Raw genomic sequence first — 13,389 nt, forward strand, 5'->3', positions numbered from 1 at the left:
CCCGGGAATGAGCCGGGTCAGTCTGGCAGCGCTTCGGTCCGCGCCGCACGTCCCAGCGCGCCCTCAATCATCCGGTTGAGTTTCTCGCCGGCGCCGGTGACGGCCAGGTACAGGGTTTCGGCGTGCTGTGTCACCACCATCGGTGGGCGACCTTGCAAATGGGCTTCATGGCCTTCGATGTGATGGTCGGTATGGATCAGGATTTGCATGGTTTCTTCCGCAGTTTTGGGTAAAGGCGCAAGCCGCCTGCGTGGCAGGTGAGGCCGATCTGTCGAAAGCCAAGCTGGACACTCCACTCTAGCCGGCTAGGGTGCGGTCACTACGGAAGATTCGCACAATTGACGGGTTCAAATCAGCTTTACAAAGGAAATACCATGAGTGCCAAGAATCTCTCCACCGTCGCCAATGAAGTCATCGAGTCCTACGGCAACACCGCCAGGCATTTGATTCACGCCTCGCGCGTCGGCGGCGAGCGTGCGGTCGGTCTGGTCGAGCAAAACTGGAACCGCGCCCTGCGCGAGTCGCGCTCCCAACTGGCCGCCGGCGTGGCCCAAAATGCGACGGCGCTGCAACAAACTTTCTGCGGCTACTACCGCAAGGGCCTGAGCATGACGACCAACGGCGCGCAGGATGCGGTGAACCAGGTGGTCAACCTGGCCGCCTCCGGCGTCGATCGCGTGGCCGCCAACGCCAGCCGGTTTGAAGAAAAGACCGGCGTCACTGCCTTGAACACACTGGCTCACGCCACCCTGCCCGGTGCGCTGGCTCTGTCCACGCTGGCGGCCAGGATTGAGAAGAGCTCTGCCGGACTGGCGCGCAAGATTGCCGGTGACAAGGTGGTGGCCAAGGCCAAGCGCGCTGCAACGACGGCGCGCAAGCCACACGCGGCCAAGGCGGCCTGAATAGTCCCAGGCGCCTGGCGGCGCCGGGGCGGTGGCATCACTGCGCGCGTGAGGGTTCTGTCAGCGGTGGACACCCGTCGCCGCTGATCCACGGATAATCCAGGGCCATGGATATTTCCCTTTCTCTCTTTCCCCTGGGCTGGCAGCATTACCTGCTGGGCGGGCTGCTCATTGGCGCCGGAGCGGCGCTGCTGTTCGTGCTGACGGGGCGCATCGGCGGCATGAGCACGGTGTTCTCCAGCACCTGGTCTTACCTGGTGCGGCGGCCGTTTTTCCAGCAGTCTCGCTTTGTCGATTCGCGCAGTTGGCGGTTGGTCTATGCGCTGGGCTTGATTCTGGGCGCACTGCTGTGGTGGCTGGGCTTTGCCGGCGGCAAACCGGAGGCCACGGCGGTGCCGGCATGGCAGTTGCTGGTGGGCGGTTTTTTTGTCGGCTACGGTTCGCGCCTGGGCAATGGCTGCACCTCGGGCCACGGCATTTGCGGCCTGGGTTCGCTGCAGTTGCCATCGCTGCTGGCGGTGCTGACCTTCATGGCCACCGCATTCCTCACGGCCAACCTGGCGGCGCGGTGGCTGGCATGAGCGCCGCGCCGAGCCGCCTCAAGCAAGCGGGCGCCCCCTCGGGGGGCAGCGAGGACACGCAGTGCCGAGCGTGGGGGCTGGCATGAGCGCCAGCAACGAGACCCTGCCCCGGGCGCTGGCGACGCTGGCGGCGGGCGCGCTGTTCGGCTTTGGCTTGTCGTACGCCACCATGATCCGGCCCGAGGTGGTGCTGAGCTTTCTGCGTTTTCGGGACTTCGGCCTGATGCTGGTGATGGGTGGTGCCGTGCTGGTGGTGCTGCTGGCCTACAAGCTGACGCCGCGCCTGCTGAAGAAGCCTTTGCTGGACGACCACTTCCATCAACACCCCAGCGTCTGGAACCGTGACACCGCCGTCGGCGCCGCCTTGTTCGGCGTCGGCTGGGGCTTGTGCGGCGTCTGTCCGGGTCCGGCCATTGCCGGCCTGGGCGCCGGCAACTGGAGCCTGCTGTGGGCGCTGGGCGGCATCGCGCTGGGCGCGCTGGTACAGGGGCTCAGGGCCAAGTGAACAGGCCCTACCCCGATCGCCTGGTCCTTGGCGCCGGCGCCGCCTTGCGCCGCACAAAGACGTGCACCTGGGTCGAGCCATCGCCCACCGGCACTTCTTTCACTTCCAGATAGATCTGCTTGCGCATCAGCTCGCCGAGCTTGGCGACGCCGTAGTTGCGCGGGTCAAACGACGGGTGGTTGCGCGTCAACTGGCTGCCCAGGGCCGACAGCGACGACCAGCCATCGTCGCGCGCGGTGGCCTCCAGCGCGGTCAGTACCATGGGTTTGAGTTTGGGTAACTCGGCGGCCACTTCAACCACCACTTCGACGCCTTTTTGCTCTTCCGGCTTGGCGCGCAAAATTTCGGTGTAGATGAACTTGTCGCAGGCCGCCACAAAGGGCTCGGGCGTCTTGCGCTCGCCGAAGCCGTACACCACCAACCCGGCCTCCCGGATGCGCGTGGCCAGGCGCGTGAAGTCGCTGTCGGACGAGACCAGGCAAAAGCCGTCCACGCTGCCGGTGTGCAGCACGTCCATGGCATCGATGATGAGGGAGGCGTCGGTGGAATTCTTGCCGGTGGTGTAGGCGAACTGCTGGATCGGCTGGATCGCCAGCTTGTGCAGCACGTCCTTCCAGCCCCTGAGGTTTTGCGTGGTCCAGTCGCCATAAGCGCGCTTGATGGTGGCGGTGCCGTAGCGCGAGACCTCGGCCAGCAGTTCCTGAATCACAGACGCCTGTGCGTTGTCGGCATCGATCAGAACCGCGAGTCTTTCATTGTTGCTGGTAGCCATGGGACCTCCTGCGTACTGGGTTGACGATGTTAACTTGCTCCGACGGTTCGCCAGGGACAAAGGCATCCGGGCAGCATCTATCAAGCGGTTTGCCGCGGCCTTCAAAGTCGGCCCAACTCCATCGTCCAGTACAACCGGTAGCTGGAGGCCTCGTTGCGCGTGCAGGCCACGGCAATATCGCGAAATTTGGGGTTCATCAAGTTCTTGCAATGCTCCGGGCTGTGCGTCCATTGGGAGACGACGCTCTGCACCGTCGGCTGCCCGGCCGCAATGTTCTCACCCACATAGCTGGAGTTGTAGCCGGCCGCCCGTATCCCTTGCGCCGGGGTGCTTCCATCGGGGCGCTGGTGCGAAAAATAGTTGTTCTCCGCCATGTTGTTTGAATGCGCCCTGGCGACCTCCAGCAACTGATTGCTCCAGGTGAGCGGCGCGGCGGCGGCATAAGCAGTTGCTCCACACACCGCGCCCAGTGCACGCAAGGCATTGACCCTGTGCAACACCTCGGTCTCGATACCCGGTTTGCCATCGAGGCCGCAGTTGGCAGCCCTATCGGTATTTTTTGCGGCGGGCACCGCTGCCGTGGCCTCGGCCGCAGGGTGATAAACGCCGGCAGCAGCAGCGGTTACGCTACAACACAGGCAAAGCAGCAGAATGGGACGCATCGCCCATTTTGCGCTTGATCAGTGATCGGACGCTTACACGGATGGAACTTTTGCAAGTGAACGTATCCGTCCAAACTGGAACCGCAGTCCGACAATTACACTCGACACAGCCGCACAAGCCGTTCAACTCACCTTGAAAGTCAGCCATGAAAGCGATCTGGAACAACACCGTCATTGCCGAGAGCGATGACACCGTGCTGGTGGAGGGTAACCACTACTTTCCGGCCAGCGCGCTCAAGCGCGAGTTCATCACCTTCAGCAACCACAAAACCTCCTGCGCCTGGAAAGGCCAGGCCAGCTATTACTCGCTGCTGATCAATGGCGAACTGGTCACCGACGCCGTCTGGTACTACCCGGACCCCAAGCCCGAGGCCGCCATGGTGCGCGACCGCGTGGCTTTCGCCAACAGTGTCAAAGTCGCATGAGCGTGGGGGTAACCATGAGCGCCACCGGAGCGGTCCAGTTGCTGGTTTTTGACGTCTTCGGCACGGTGGTGGACTGGCACAGCGGCATTGCGCGCGAGGTGCAGGCGCTGCGTCCGGCAGTCGACGGCGCTGCCTTCGCGCTGGCCTGGCGGGCCGGCTACCGGCCGGCCATGCAGCGGGTGCGCTCGGGGGAGTTGGGCTGGACCCGGCTCGACGAGTTGCACCGCTTGATGCTGGACGACATTCTGGAAAAGTTTGACCTGGCCGACCTGAGCGAAGCGCAAAAACAGCATCTGAGCAAAGCCTGGCATCGCTTGGACCCCTGGCCCGACGTGCTGGCCGGTCTGACGCGGCTGAAAACGCGCTACACCATTTGCACCCTCTCCAATGGCAACATCGGCCTGCTCACGAACATGGCCAAACGCGCCGGCCTGCCGTGGGATTGCATTCTGTCGGCCGAAGTGTTCAGGGCCTACAAACCCGACCCGGCGGTCTACCTCGGCGCCGCCAAGGTATTCGACCTGGCGCCGGCGCAAGCCATGCTGGTGGCGGCGCACCAGGACGACCTGGCCGCCGCCCGCGCCTGCGGCCTGCAAACCGCCTACATCGAGCGCCCCGCCGAGTTCGGCGCGGCCAATCCGAAGGACGTATCGCCAGAGCCCGCCAACACCTGGCATGCCAGGGACTTCCTGGCCCTGGCAGACCAGTTGGGCTGCTGATCGAGCGGCCAGCCGACCACTGCGTATATAATACCCCACGGGGTATGTAAGCACATCCCGGTTTGCAGAGTGAGGCAACACTATTCTTCACTGCTTTCATAGGACACCATTCATGAGCACGTTTGACCATATCGGCCTGATTCAAAACATCAACGAGAATCTGGCACCCTTGAGAACAGCGCAGCCGCAGGCCATGCAGGCCTTTGGCAACCTGGCGCGCGCAGCCATGAGCGAGGGCGCCATCAGCGCCAAGAACAAGGAACTGATGGCCCTGGCGATCGGCATCACGCAACATTGCTCCGGCTGCATCGGTTTTCACGTCAAGGCCTTGCACAAGCTGCAATGCACAAAGGCTGAACTGGAAGAAATGTTGAGCGTCTGCGTTTACATGGGCGGCGGACCGGCCTTGATGTACGCCGCCGAAGCGTTGAAGGCATGGGACACCATGGCGCCGCAATGATCACTCAAGCCGTATCCCGCCGCCTCGCCATCGCCGGCTTGGCGAGCGCATTCACCAGTCTGGCCTTCGGTCAAATGGAGACCGAATCCGTCACGCTGGAATACGCCCGCAAGGAATTGGAGGCTGGCAAGGCCATGCTGTTCGACGTTCGCGAGCCGCAGGAACACGCCACCGGCGTGGCCAAGGGCGCGCGCTTGCTGCCGATGCGCCAGCTGGCTGCCAGGGTGAGTGAAATTCCGAATGATCCAAAGACCCCGGTCTTGCTGATCTGCAACACGCAAAACCGCTCCAGCGCAACGCTCAAATTCCTGCTCGGCAAGGGTTACACCAATGTGCGTTATGTGCAAGGCGGAATGAGCGAATGGGGCCGGCGCGGCTGGCCGCTGATCCGGCCCTGAGATGGGCTCTTTTTATCGGGACAACGCGCGTGCGAGTTGAACTATTTCAGGAAAGTGGAACATGAATTGGACAGCAAACTTATTCTCCGGCGCAACCAACTCGGCGTCGCCCGCGTGGGATGAAGACGCCTTGATCATCGACGTGCGCTCGCCGGGCGAATTCGCTTCGGGCCATGTCGACGGCGCCCTGAACCTGCCGCTGGACCGCTTTGCGCAAGACTACGCCAATGCGGCGCCCGACCAGTCACGGCAAATCATTGTCTACTGCCAGTCGGGTGCACGCTCCGGACAGGCGGCGCGGTTTTTGCAGCAGTTGAATTATGAAAAAGTGGTCAACGGCGGCTCGCCGGGCGCTGTTGCTTTGAAAACCAATCGATCCATCATCCGCGATTGATCGCTTGATCTGCCACGGGTAATGTCACTGCGCCGCAATCTGGCGCAGTGCCTGCTCGAACACCGCCACCGGCTGGCCACCCGAGATCAGATGCCGGTCGTTGATGATGACGGCCGGCACCGAATGAATGCCCTGACCGGTGTAGAAGTTTTCCCGCTCGCGCACCTCGTCGGCAAATTCATCGCCGGCCAAAATGGCACGCGCGCGCTCCAGATCCAGGCCCGCCTCCTGCACCGCGCGCAACAGTACCTCGTGCGACTCCATGTTTTGACCCTGGCTGTGGCAGGCCACCAGCAGCGCCATTTTTAGCGCCCGCTGTTTCGCCAAGTCTTCCAGCGCGGCCCAGTGCAGCAAGCGGTGCGCGTCAAAAGTGTTGTAGATACGGCCACGGCCACCTGGGTTGAAACTGAAACCGACGTCCGCCCCACGCTGGCGAATCGTGTCGCGGATCTGCGCTTGTTGCTCAGGGGTGGAGCCGTATTTTTGCGCCAGATGCTCGCCGATGTCCTGGCCACCGACGGGCATTTGCGGATTCAGTTCGAACGGCTGGAACTGGAGCTGGGCCTGCACCTCGCCTTGCAGCTTGGCCAGGGCCTGCTCCAGCGCCGACAAGCCGATGGCGCACCAGGGGCAGGAAATATCGGAAACAAAATCGATCTTCAGGGTATGACTCATGGGATGAACCTGCTGTTGGGGTCTCAGGTGGTTGGCAGCGGCTTGGACAGATAAACCGCTTCGCGCCCGACAATGGCGGCGCGCGCCGGCATCAGGATGGTGCAGTCGTCGCAGGGGGCGCGGATTTCGTCCGGGCCGTCGGTGGCTATCAGTTCGCCCTTGGCGAAGACTTCAAAGCCGACGCAAGGACGGGTGAACTTGAATTCGGGCGTCTTGATGACGCAGGTTTGCAGCAACTGGAAGCGTCTGGGCACCGGCGCTGGCGCCACCGGGTCGGCCGCCATCAGACCAAAATGCGCCAGGAAGGCGCGCGCCACGCGGGTCGCCAGATCGCTGGTGGCCTGGCGAAAATGCTGGCCGCATTCGACCACCATGGCGGCGCCGCTACCGTTTGCTTCGCCAAAATGACCGTGCTGGATCAGCGGTGTGCCGGAGCCCAACCCATCGGGCATGACCAGGTGCACGGCCGGGCGGCCGATCGCCAAAGCGACAGCGCTGTTGCGGGGAAATCCGGCATAGACCCAGAACGGCTCCACATCCTGGCTGGTGGAGTGGATATCGAGCAGATGATCGGCCTGCGCCACCAGCGGGCGCAGTTCGCGGGCGCGCCGCAGTTCGGGGCTGTCCAGCGTGCCGTCCAGCCATTCGGGCGACCAGACCCGGTTCAGGTTGTGCACCAGTTGGCGGCTCTCGAACGGATTGGCGGCATCGAACGTTTCGTACGCCGCCACATTGGCAAAGCTCAGCGTCAACGTGCCGATCAGCGGACGCACTCCGGAGTCAAGCAGATGCGTGACCGCCACCATGCCGCAGAACTCGTTGCCATGCGTCAGGGCATTGATCAGCACGTGCGGCCCCGGCTTGCCGGACTCGAAACTGTGCACGTAATCGACCCCCACGTTGCCCTGGCGGTAGCTTGAGAGGTCGCGCGGCAGCACTTCCAGTGGCGGTTGGGGCGGGGTTACAGCTTGACTCATCATGTCTCCGGTTTTGGTGGGGGCAGACGGCTCAAGCCGCGCCGCGTCCCTTCTGGCTTTCGAAATACACCACTTTGCGGGCGCGCTGCACATCGCCCAGCGGGCGGTGCTGGGCCAGTGCCTGCCAGGGGTCGAACACTGCGGCTTCCACCTGCGCCAGCAAGGCCTGACCCTTGCGCGATGCGCCGTCCTGCAGAGGCAGGGTGAGGCGGGCCACGCTGCTATAGGGGCTGCTCCAGTTGACAGAGGCGTCCTCGATCGGCGTCAGCGCCTCGTTGACAAACGGCTGCAATTGCAAATCCCATTGCAGTTCCTGGCGCGCCAGACGTGCGGCAAAGTCGGCCCCCCAGTCGGCGTTGGCGCCGGGCGTGGCGACACCGTTGGCGGCACTGGGCAGCAGCCGCACCCGCACCGCGTACGGCCCGCAGGCCATCGGCGCGGCGCTGTACAGGGGCTCGGTGGCAAAACCGCCAAACGGCTTGCCCATGGTCTTGATCATTTTGAGCAGCCGTGCCGGGCCGCCCAGCAAGCCGTAGCGCCGCAGCAGGTATTTCAGCAGTGCGCCATTCCCGTCGGACGCGGCGACCACGAAGGCGACGAATTCCTCGCTCTTGGGAAAGCCAAAGGTTTCCTGGTTGATGAGGGTGAAATCCTGGCTTTTGGCCGGGCCATTGCCCAAGGCCGAGTCGCCCTGAACACCCAGCACGCGCAGCGCAAAACCGCGGATGTCGGGGGTGCGGTCCGGTGCCCGGTCCAGGCCGCCGTTGGACAGGCGCACCTGGACGTCGAACTTGCCGGGCGCCGCAAACAAGCCATGCCGGGCGAAAGGGGGCAGATCGGCCAGTACTTCCAGTTGGCCCTGGGCCGCCGTCAACTGCTTGCGGTGCAGGGCGCGGCCAGTGCCGTATTTCTTCGACTTGCGCGCCTGAATCGCCGCAAACTGCTGGCCGTAGCCCGCAAAGCGATGGGCTTCATCGGCAGCGACTTGCTCTTGCCATTGGGTGCTGGGGGTCAGGTCCTGTTTCATGAGCGCGGCATCCTTTGGAAAATGGGCTCCGCATGGTACAGGAGCGAGCCCATTTGTGCTGCCCGCGGGTTAATGGCCCGCGTCAAAGCTGCCGCTGAGCAACTCGGGCAGGCGCTCCCGCCCCATCTTGAAGCCGCAGGCTTGCGCATGGCCGCCGCCGTGCATGCTCTCGGCCAGCGCAATGCAGTTGAAACCCTGCCGCGAGCGCAGACCGACCTTGATCAGGCCGCTTTTGTCGACGCTCCACAACAGGGCAAAAGTGCCGCTGCGTTGACACAGGATATCGCCCACCAGGCTGTGGAAAGCGCCCGGTGCATTGACCATCAGGCCGGCCGTGCCATTGAACACCAGGGCTTGCGCGCCCTCGGCAATGTCGGTGGCAAGTTGGCGGAACTTCTGGTCCATGGCGCGTCCGCGCTCAAGGTATTTGGACAATTGGGGCGCATCGAAGGCCACGATCTCGTTCCAGCGCGCAAACTCGAACGGTTCCATGTCCAGCGCCGCCAGAAAAGCGGCGCTCTCGGGGTACTGCCAGGCCCAGATGTCGCGGTCTTCGACAAAGCGCACCAGATCGGGCAGTGCCCGCTCGCTCTGAAAGAACTCCCAGGCCAATCGGGCGCCCGATTTTTTCATGTCGAAATGCACCACGCCGCAGCGGCTGGCAAAGCCGTTCAGCTTGTCGGCCGCGCTCTTGTGGTGGTCCAGCAGCACCAGCTTGGCGGCGCGTTCCTCGATGCCGTGCATGAGGGCTGGCGAAAACGAAAAATCCAGAATGTAGACGGCCCGGCCGGCGAGTGCCGGCAGGTCGTCCAGCGACTTGATATCGCCGTGGTCTAGCCCCAGAAATTCGGCCTGACCCTGGTAGAAAAGCCAGGCCGCCAGCGCCGCCGCAAAGCCGTCCGGGCAGCTGCGGCCATGGTAGATGATGAGAGGTTGAGGATCGTTTTTATCGGGTGCAATCAATAGACGCAGGGGAAGAATGGTGTTCATGAGGGAAATGATACCGCCCTGCCTGATGCAGATTGCTTTCGCAAGTCAAGAGCTGAGGCTCAAGCGTCTGTGGTCCGAGGGCGCCGGGGTGAGTGGTTTGCGTTGGTCGCATACCAACCCTGCATGAAAGATCAGGTTGGTGGGGCGCTCAGCGCAGGTAAAGGAGGAGCCCGCAGGGCGGGGGACACGGAGCTGAGTGCCCCTCCAGCCTGATCCACCCGGCAGGTTGAACAGGGTTTGACACATCATCATTTCAGGAAAGATCCATAAAATCGACGCATGGATGCCCGCACCACCCCGCCATTTTTCACCGCCCGGGTCGAGCCCGACGGGCTCCAGTTTGACGCCTGGCGCCAGCAGCCGCTGCTGGTCTCGCTGGAGCAAGGCGGCATCGATTGGCCCAGTTCCTGCCGCAACGGCACTTGCCGCACCTGCATCGGGCACCTGGTGCGCGGCCAGGTGCGTTACGAGATCGAATGGCCGGGCCTGAGCGCCGAAGAAAAAGCCGAGGGCTATGTGCTGCCCTGCGTTGCTTTTCCGTGCTCGGATTTGGTCCTGAAAATCTGATCAGTCGGCAGCCGGTTTCGCCGGCCGTGGTATTTTTTTGAACCTGATCATGCGGTCCAGCTCGATCGCATCCTTCTTCAGTTGACGCTGCGCATCGAGCTTCTTCCCGGCCGCCAGCCACTGGGCAAATTCTTCCGGCGTTTCCAGGCTGACGCAGCCGATCGCGGCGGCGCGAAAATCGTAGATCACGATCTCGGCGGCTTTTTGCAGATTGACGCGCTTGCCGCCCTGCAGCGCGCCGCGTTTGCGGCCAATCGCTTCCAGCAGGTCTTCGTCGCTCAGGGCGGCCACGGCATCGAGCTTGAAGCGCGCCTCGAGTTGCGCGGCGTAATGGGTTTTCAGGTAATCGAGCAACTCCAGCGCCACCTCTTCCTCGTTGAAGGCATTGCGCCCGATGGCGCCGCTGGCGGCCAGGTTGTAGCCGCTCTTGGCCACGATGATGCGCGGCCACAGCACGCCAGGCGTGTCATACAGGTAAAAGTCGTCGGCCAGGGAAATGCGCTGCTCCAGCTTGGTAATGCCCGCTTCGTCGCCGGTCTTGGCGGCGCGCTTGCCGGTCAGCGTGTTGATAAGGGTCGATTTGCCGACGTTGGGGATGCCGCAAATCAGCACCCGCATCGGCTTGACCATGCCGCCCCGGTTCGGCGCCAACGCAAAACAGGCCGGCAGCAGCGCCTTGGCCGGCGTTGCCACACTGGCGTCCAGCCCCAACGCCCGGGTGTCGGGTTGGGCGTTGTAATGCGCCAGCCACAAGGCGGTGCAGGCCGGATCGGCCAGGTCCTGCTTGTTCAAGACCTTCAGCGTCGGCTTGCCGGCAATGAGCTCGGAGAGCATCGGATTGGCGCTGGAACCAGGCAGCCGGGCGTCCAGCAACTCGACCACCACATCGATATTCTTGATGCGTTCGCCTATGGCTTTTTTGGTCAAATGCATATGACCCGGAAACCACTGGATAGCCATGTATTCGTTTTCTCCTGTTGCCGACGAAAGCGGGACCGTCGAGCGTGTGAGGCAGCATTATGGGTCATCCCCACGCGCCGATCGGCACGCGTTGAGGCCGGGCCGGGCCCAATGCAGATAAACTGCTGGCACCGCCTACGCACCCATCCATGACCACCGACGAAATCATCCAGTTGCTGAACCAGAACAAGCCAGCTTGCGTGCAGACGCTCCATGGCCAGGTACTTGCATTCAACCCCGAGAAAAACCAGTTGACCATGCAGTTCGAGCCGGGCCTGGACTGCTGTCACTCGGTCGATATTGTCCAGGGCGGCTACATCACCGCGATGCTGGATGCGGCGATGGCGCATATGACCATCGCCAGCGAAAAATTCCGTGTCGCACTGTCGTCGATCGACATCAACGTCAGCTTTCTCCGGCCCTCGCGCGCCGGTCGCTACACGGCCGTCGGTTCGATCGTCAAGCTGGGCAAAACGGTAGGCTATCTGAGGGCCGAACTGTTCAACGACAAAGGCGAACTGACGGCCAGCGCCACCTCCTCCGTCTACCTCACCCGCCACGCCAAATAGCGGTGACGGGCGGTCCGCTGCGCCCTAAAAATCCAGCGCCGGCCGCATCGCCGAGGCTTTGACAAAACGCCAGCGCCCGACGACGCAAGCCATCAACGCCGCCAGCGCGGCGGCCAGCACCACCAGCCACAGCGAGGTGTGCCACTGGCCGTCGTAGGCCCCGAACATGCAGGCCTTGATCGCCTTCACAACCCAGGTAATCGGCAGCCAGGGACTGATCTTGGCAAACAGGCCGCCGCTCAGTTCTATCGGCAGCACGCCACCGGAGGAAGAGATTTGCACGGCCAAAAAGATCAGGGCCAGTGCCTTGCCGGCGTCGCCCAGGGCGCGTGTCAGTGCGAACACGATGAGCAAAAACGTTGCCGCCGCAAGCGCCAGCGTCAATGCCAGGGCGCCGACATGGGCCACCTGTACCTGCAGGACGAACAGCACCGCCAGCCATACCAGCAAGGCCTGCAGCAGCACCACCAGCAGTGGAATCAGGATCTTTCCCAATACCTGCGCCGGGCGTGAAAAAAAGACCGCGCGCCGCGGCAGCAAGCGCACCTGAATCAGGAATACCGCCAGGCTGGCACCCAGCCACAAGGCGCCGGGAATGATGTTGGGCGCAAAGCCGCTGCCATTGTTCTGCACCGCGGCATCGACTTCCATGACCGGTTGCACGGAGTTGGCCAGCCCCTGCGCGCTGCCGTCCATCTTCCGGACCGATTGCGGCAGCGAGCCGGCCAGCAGGTCCAGGCCGCCGGCCAGATGCTGGGCCGCGGCACTGACTTTTTGCGTGCCCTTGCTCAGCGTCGCGGAGCCCGCCGCAAGGGTGTCGGCCCCTTTGGCCAACTCATCGAGATGAGCATCCTCCGGCAGCTTGCCGACGGCGCTGCGAATACCGCCGCTGAGCGCCCGCATGCCGGTGGCAAGAGTGCCGACGCCGCTGCTGAGCTGCTTGGCGCCCTCGGTCAATTTCTCCTGTGCCAGGCCGGCGCTCTTGAGCCCGCCATCCAGACCGGCCAGCCCGCTGCCCAACTGATCCAGGCCCTCGGTAAGGCGCCCACTGACCAGCAGGCTGTTGCCGACTTCCTCGCGAAAGCCCGCCACCGCGCCCTGCATGCGCGCGTTGCCGCTTTGAAGTTCCTCCAGGCCGCGGCCCAACTCGACGTGCCCGGCCGCCAGTGCCTCGGCGCCATCGCGCAGCCGGCTCAGCTCGGAGTTGCGCGGCCGCCTGGCATCCATGGTGCGAAGCCCGACGCCCAGTTCCTTCAAGCCGGAGGTCAATTGCGTCACCGCCGGGTCGAGCCGGCCGCTGCCCGACGACAGCGCCTCGGCGCCCTTGGCGGCTTGATTGGCGCCACTGGCAAGCTCTTTGGCGCCCAGGCGCAGTTGATTGACGCCGTCGTTCAGGCGTTCGATGTTGCTCTGCGAGCCGGCGGCATCGGACAGCACCAAGGCCCAGCGCTGTTCGTTCAGGCTGCCGTTGACCTGGCGCCCCAGGTCTTCGGCAAAACGGCGCGCCAAACCGGCGCTCTGGTAGCTGTTGCCCTCCGAGGTGTAGATCACCAGCTTGCCGCCGCCCACCTGGGCGCCCGGAATGGCATTCGAGCTGAAGTCGGCCGGAATGATCAAGGCAAACGCCAGGTCGCCCTGGCGCACCGCACGGCGCGCCTGCTGCTCATCAGTGAAATCGACATAGCCAAAGGTATGCCGGGCGCGCAGTTTGGCCACCACTTCCTGACCGACGTTGAACACGTGCTTCTGGTATTCGATGCCTTGATCGAGGTTGACGATGGCCACCGGCAAGGCACCGGTCTTGCC

At 63.5% G+C, this 13,389-nt stretch carries 19 protein-coding genes; 10 read left to right on the forward strand and 9 right to left on the reverse strand.

Going from position 1 to position 13,389, the window contains the following annotated elements; genetic code table 11:
- Positions 1-17: 17 nt before the first annotated feature.
- Positions 18-209, reverse strand: coding sequence for a hypothetical protein (locus PHS32_RS16495; protein ID WP_301080146.1), 192 nt, complete (start codon positions 207-209; stop codon positions 18-20).
- 165 nt (positions 210-374) lie between these two features.
- On the opposite strand from PHS32_RS16495, the gene PHS32_RS16500 reads away from it, so the two are divergent.
- The 3 genes from PHS32_RS16500 to PHS32_RS16510 all read left to right on the forward strand — a co-directional run bounded on the left by PHS32_RS16500 (position 375) and on the right by PHS32_RS16510 (position 1,988).
- Positions 375-902, forward strand: a complete 528-nt coding sequence (locus PHS32_RS16500; RefSeq protein WP_301080147.1) for a hypothetical protein — start codon at positions 375-377, stop codon at positions 900-902.
- Between the two features lie 107 nt (positions 903-1,009).
- Positions 1,010-1,483, forward strand: a complete 474-nt coding sequence (locus PHS32_RS16505) for a YeeE/YedE thiosulfate transporter family protein (protein ID WP_301080148.1) — start codon at positions 1,010-1,012, stop codon at positions 1,481-1,483.
- 82 nt (positions 1,484-1,565) lie between these two features.
- Positions 1,566-1,988, forward strand: coding sequence for a DUF6691 family protein (locus PHS32_RS16510; RefSeq protein ID WP_301080149.1), 423 nt, complete (start codon positions 1,566-1,568; stop codon positions 1,986-1,988).
- 7 nt (positions 1,989-1,995) lie between these two features.
- Here the strand turns inward: PHS32_RS16510 and PHS32_RS16515 are convergent, their stop codons facing one another.
- Together PHS32_RS16515 and PHS32_RS16520 are read right to left on the reverse strand one after the other, a co-directional pair.
- The gene (locus tag PHS32_RS16515) at positions 1,996-2,760 is read right to left on the reverse strand and encodes an NYN domain-containing protein (protein WP_301080150.1); all 765 of its coding nucleotides are present in this window, start codon (positions 2,758-2,760) and stop codon (positions 1,996-1,998) included.
- Between the two features lie 101 nt (positions 2,761-2,861).
- On the reverse strand, positions 2,862-3,422 hold the full coding sequence (locus PHS32_RS16520; RefSeq protein ID WP_301080151.1) for a CAP domain-containing protein: 561 nt from the start codon (positions 3,420-3,422) through the stop codon (positions 2,862-2,864).
- 146 nt (positions 3,423-3,568) lie between these two features.
- On the opposite strand from PHS32_RS16520, the gene PHS32_RS16525 reads away from it, so the two are divergent.
- The 5 genes from PHS32_RS16525 to PHS32_RS16545 all read left to right on the forward strand — a co-directional run bounded on the left by PHS32_RS16525 (position 3,569) and on the right by PHS32_RS16545 (position 5,818).
- Positions 3,569-3,847 carry a DUF427 domain-containing protein gene (locus tag PHS32_RS16525; RefSeq protein WP_301080152.1) on the forward strand — a complete coding sequence of 93 codons (279 nt, stop codon included), beginning with the start codon at positions 3,569-3,571 and terminating at the stop codon, positions 3,845-3,847.
- 14 nt (positions 3,848-3,861) lie between these two features.
- Complete coding sequence (locus tag PHS32_RS16530) at positions 3,862-4,566, forward strand: haloacid dehalogenase type II (protein WP_301080153.1); 705 nt, start codon at positions 3,862-3,864, stop codon at positions 4,564-4,566.
- Positions 4,567-4,678: 112 nt separating this feature from the next.
- Complete coding sequence (locus PHS32_RS16535) at positions 4,679-5,026, forward strand: carboxymuconolactone decarboxylase family protein (protein ID WP_301080154.1); 348 nt, start codon at positions 4,679-4,681, stop codon at positions 5,024-5,026.
- Entirely contained in the window at positions 5,023-5,424 is a 402-nt protein-coding gene (locus PHS32_RS16540; RefSeq protein ID WP_301080155.1) for a rhodanese-like domain-containing protein, read from the forward strand. Before PHS32_RS16535 ends, PHS32_RS16540 begins: the two co-directional genes overlap by 4 nt.
- Positions 5,425-5,485: 61 nt before the next feature.
- The gene (locus PHS32_RS16545) at positions 5,486-5,818 is read left to right on the forward strand and encodes a rhodanese-like domain-containing protein (protein ID WP_301080156.1); all 333 of its coding nucleotides are present in this window, start codon (positions 5,486-5,488) and stop codon (positions 5,816-5,818) included.
- Between the two features lie 24 nt (positions 5,819-5,842).
- Here the strand turns inward: PHS32_RS16545 and PHS32_RS16550 are convergent, their stop codons facing one another.
- From PHS32_RS16550 to PHS32_RS16565, 4 genes are all read right to left on the reverse strand, one after another.
- The gene (locus tag PHS32_RS16550; RefSeq protein WP_301080157.1) at positions 5,843-6,493 is read right to left on the reverse strand and encodes a DsbA family oxidoreductase; all 651 of its coding nucleotides are present in this window, start codon (positions 6,491-6,493) and stop codon (positions 5,843-5,845) included.
- Between the two features lie 23 nt (positions 6,494-6,516).
- Complete coding sequence (locus PHS32_RS16555; RefSeq protein WP_301080158.1) at positions 6,517-7,470, reverse strand: succinylglutamate desuccinylase/aspartoacylase family protein; 954 nt, start codon at positions 7,468-7,470, stop codon at positions 6,517-6,519.
- Positions 7,471-7,501: 31 nt separating this feature from the next.
- Positions 7,502-8,497 carry a catalase gene (locus tag PHS32_RS16560; RefSeq protein WP_301080159.1) on the reverse strand — a complete coding sequence of 332 codons (996 nt, stop codon included), beginning with the start codon at positions 8,495-8,497 and terminating at the stop codon, positions 7,502-7,504.
- Positions 8,498-8,566: 69 nt separating this feature from the next.
- Entirely contained in the window at positions 8,567-9,487 is a 921-nt protein-coding gene (locus PHS32_RS16565; RefSeq protein WP_301080160.1) for a DHHA1 domain-containing protein, read from the reverse strand.
- A 279-nt stretch (positions 9,488-9,766) separates the two neighbouring features.
- Here PHS32_RS16565 and PHS32_RS16570 point away from each other — a divergent pair, with 279 nt between their 5' ends.
- Positions 9,767-10,054, forward strand: coding sequence for a 2Fe-2S iron-sulfur cluster-binding protein (locus tag PHS32_RS16570; protein WP_301080161.1), 288 nt, complete (start codon positions 9,767-9,769; stop codon positions 10,052-10,054).
- Here PHS32_RS16570 and ylqF read toward each other — a convergent pair whose 3' ends face one another.
- Entirely contained in the window at positions 10,055-11,014 is a 960-nt protein-coding gene (ylqF, locus tag PHS32_RS16575) for a ribosome biogenesis GTPase YlqF (RefSeq protein WP_301080162.1), read from the reverse strand. It lies immediately after the preceding gene.
- Between the two features lie 149 nt (positions 11,015-11,163).
- On the opposite strand from ylqF, the gene PHS32_RS16580 reads away from it, so the two are divergent.
- A complete protein-coding gene (locus PHS32_RS16580) occupies positions 11,164-11,583 on the forward strand; it encodes a PaaI family thioesterase (RefSeq protein WP_301080163.1) in 420 nt (139 codons plus the stop codon).
- 24 nt (positions 11,584-11,607) lie between these two features.
- Here the strand turns inward: PHS32_RS16580 and PHS32_RS16585 are convergent.
- Positions 11,608-13,389, reverse strand: a 1,782-nt coding sequence (locus tag PHS32_RS16585; RefSeq protein ID WP_301080164.1) for a YhgE/Pip domain-containing protein, incomplete at its 5' end; no start/stop codon positions are given.

The sequence above is a fragment of the Rhodoferax sp. genome, from assembly GCF_028714215.1.
GTDB lineage: Bacteria > Pseudomonadota > Gammaproteobacteria > Burkholderiales > Burkholderiaceae_C > Rhodoferax.

Coding starts and splice junctions, on each gene's coding strand:
- PHS32_RS16495 (WP_301080146.1), bottom strand. CDS start 209: ATGCAAATCCTGATCCATACCGACCATCACATCGAAGGCCATGAAGCC.
- PHS32_RS16500 (WP_301080147.1), top strand. CDS start 375: ATGAGTGCCAAGAATCTCTCCACCGTCGCCAATGAAGTCATCGAGTCC.
- PHS32_RS16505 (WP_301080148.1), top strand. CDS start 1,010: ATGGATATTTCCCTTTCTCTCTTTCCCCTGGGCTGGCAGCATTACCTG.
- PHS32_RS16510 (WP_301080149.1), top strand. CDS start 1,566: ATGAGCGCCAGCAACGAGACCCTGCCCCGGGCGCTGGCGACGCTGGCG.
- PHS32_RS16515 (WP_301080150.1), bottom strand. CDS start 2,760: ATGGCTACCAGCAACAATGAAAGACTCGCGGTTCTGATCGATGCCGAC.
- PHS32_RS16520 (WP_301080151.1), bottom strand. CDS start 3,422: ATGCGTCCCATTCTGCTGCTTTGCCTGTGTTGTAGCGTAACCGCTGCT.
- PHS32_RS16525 (WP_301080152.1), top strand. CDS start 3,569: ATGAAAGCGATCTGGAACAACACCGTCATTGCCGAGAGCGATGACACC.
- PHS32_RS16530 (WP_301080153.1), top strand. CDS start 3,862: ATGAGCGCCACCGGAGCGGTCCAGTTGCTGGTTTTTGACGTCTTCGGC.
- PHS32_RS16535 (WP_301080154.1), top strand. CDS start 4,679: ATGAGCACGTTTGACCATATCGGCCTGATTCAAAACATCAACGAGAAT.
- PHS32_RS16540 (WP_301080155.1), top strand. CDS start 5,023: ATGATCACTCAAGCCGTATCCCGCCGCCTCGCCATCGCCGGCTTGGCG.
- PHS32_RS16545 (WP_301080156.1), top strand. CDS start 5,486: ATGAATTGGACAGCAAACTTATTCTCCGGCGCAACCAACTCGGCGTCG.
- PHS32_RS16550 (WP_301080157.1), bottom strand. CDS start 6,493: ATGAGTCATACCCTGAAGATCGATTTTGTTTCCGATATTTCCTGCCCC.
- PHS32_RS16555 (WP_301080158.1), bottom strand. CDS start 7,470: ATGAGTCAAGCTGTAACCCCGCCCCAACCGCCACTGGAAGTGCTGCCG.
- PHS32_RS16560 (WP_301080159.1), bottom strand. CDS start 8,497: ATGAAACAGGACCTGACCCCCAGCACCCAATGGCAAGAGCAAGTCGCT.
- PHS32_RS16565 (WP_301080160.1), bottom strand. CDS start 9,487: ATGAACACCATTCTTCCCCTGCGTCTATTGATTGCACCCGATAAAAAC.
- PHS32_RS16570 (WP_301080161.1), top strand. CDS start 9,767: ATGGATGCCCGCACCACCCCGCCATTTTTCACCGCCCGGGTCGAGCCC.
- ylqF (WP_301080162.1), bottom strand. CDS start 11,014: ATGGCTATCCAGTGGTTTCCGGGTCATATGCATTTGACCAAAAAAGCC.
- PHS32_RS16580 (WP_301080163.1), top strand. CDS start 11,164: ATGACCACCGACGAAATCATCCAGTTGCTGAACCAGAACAAGCCAGCT.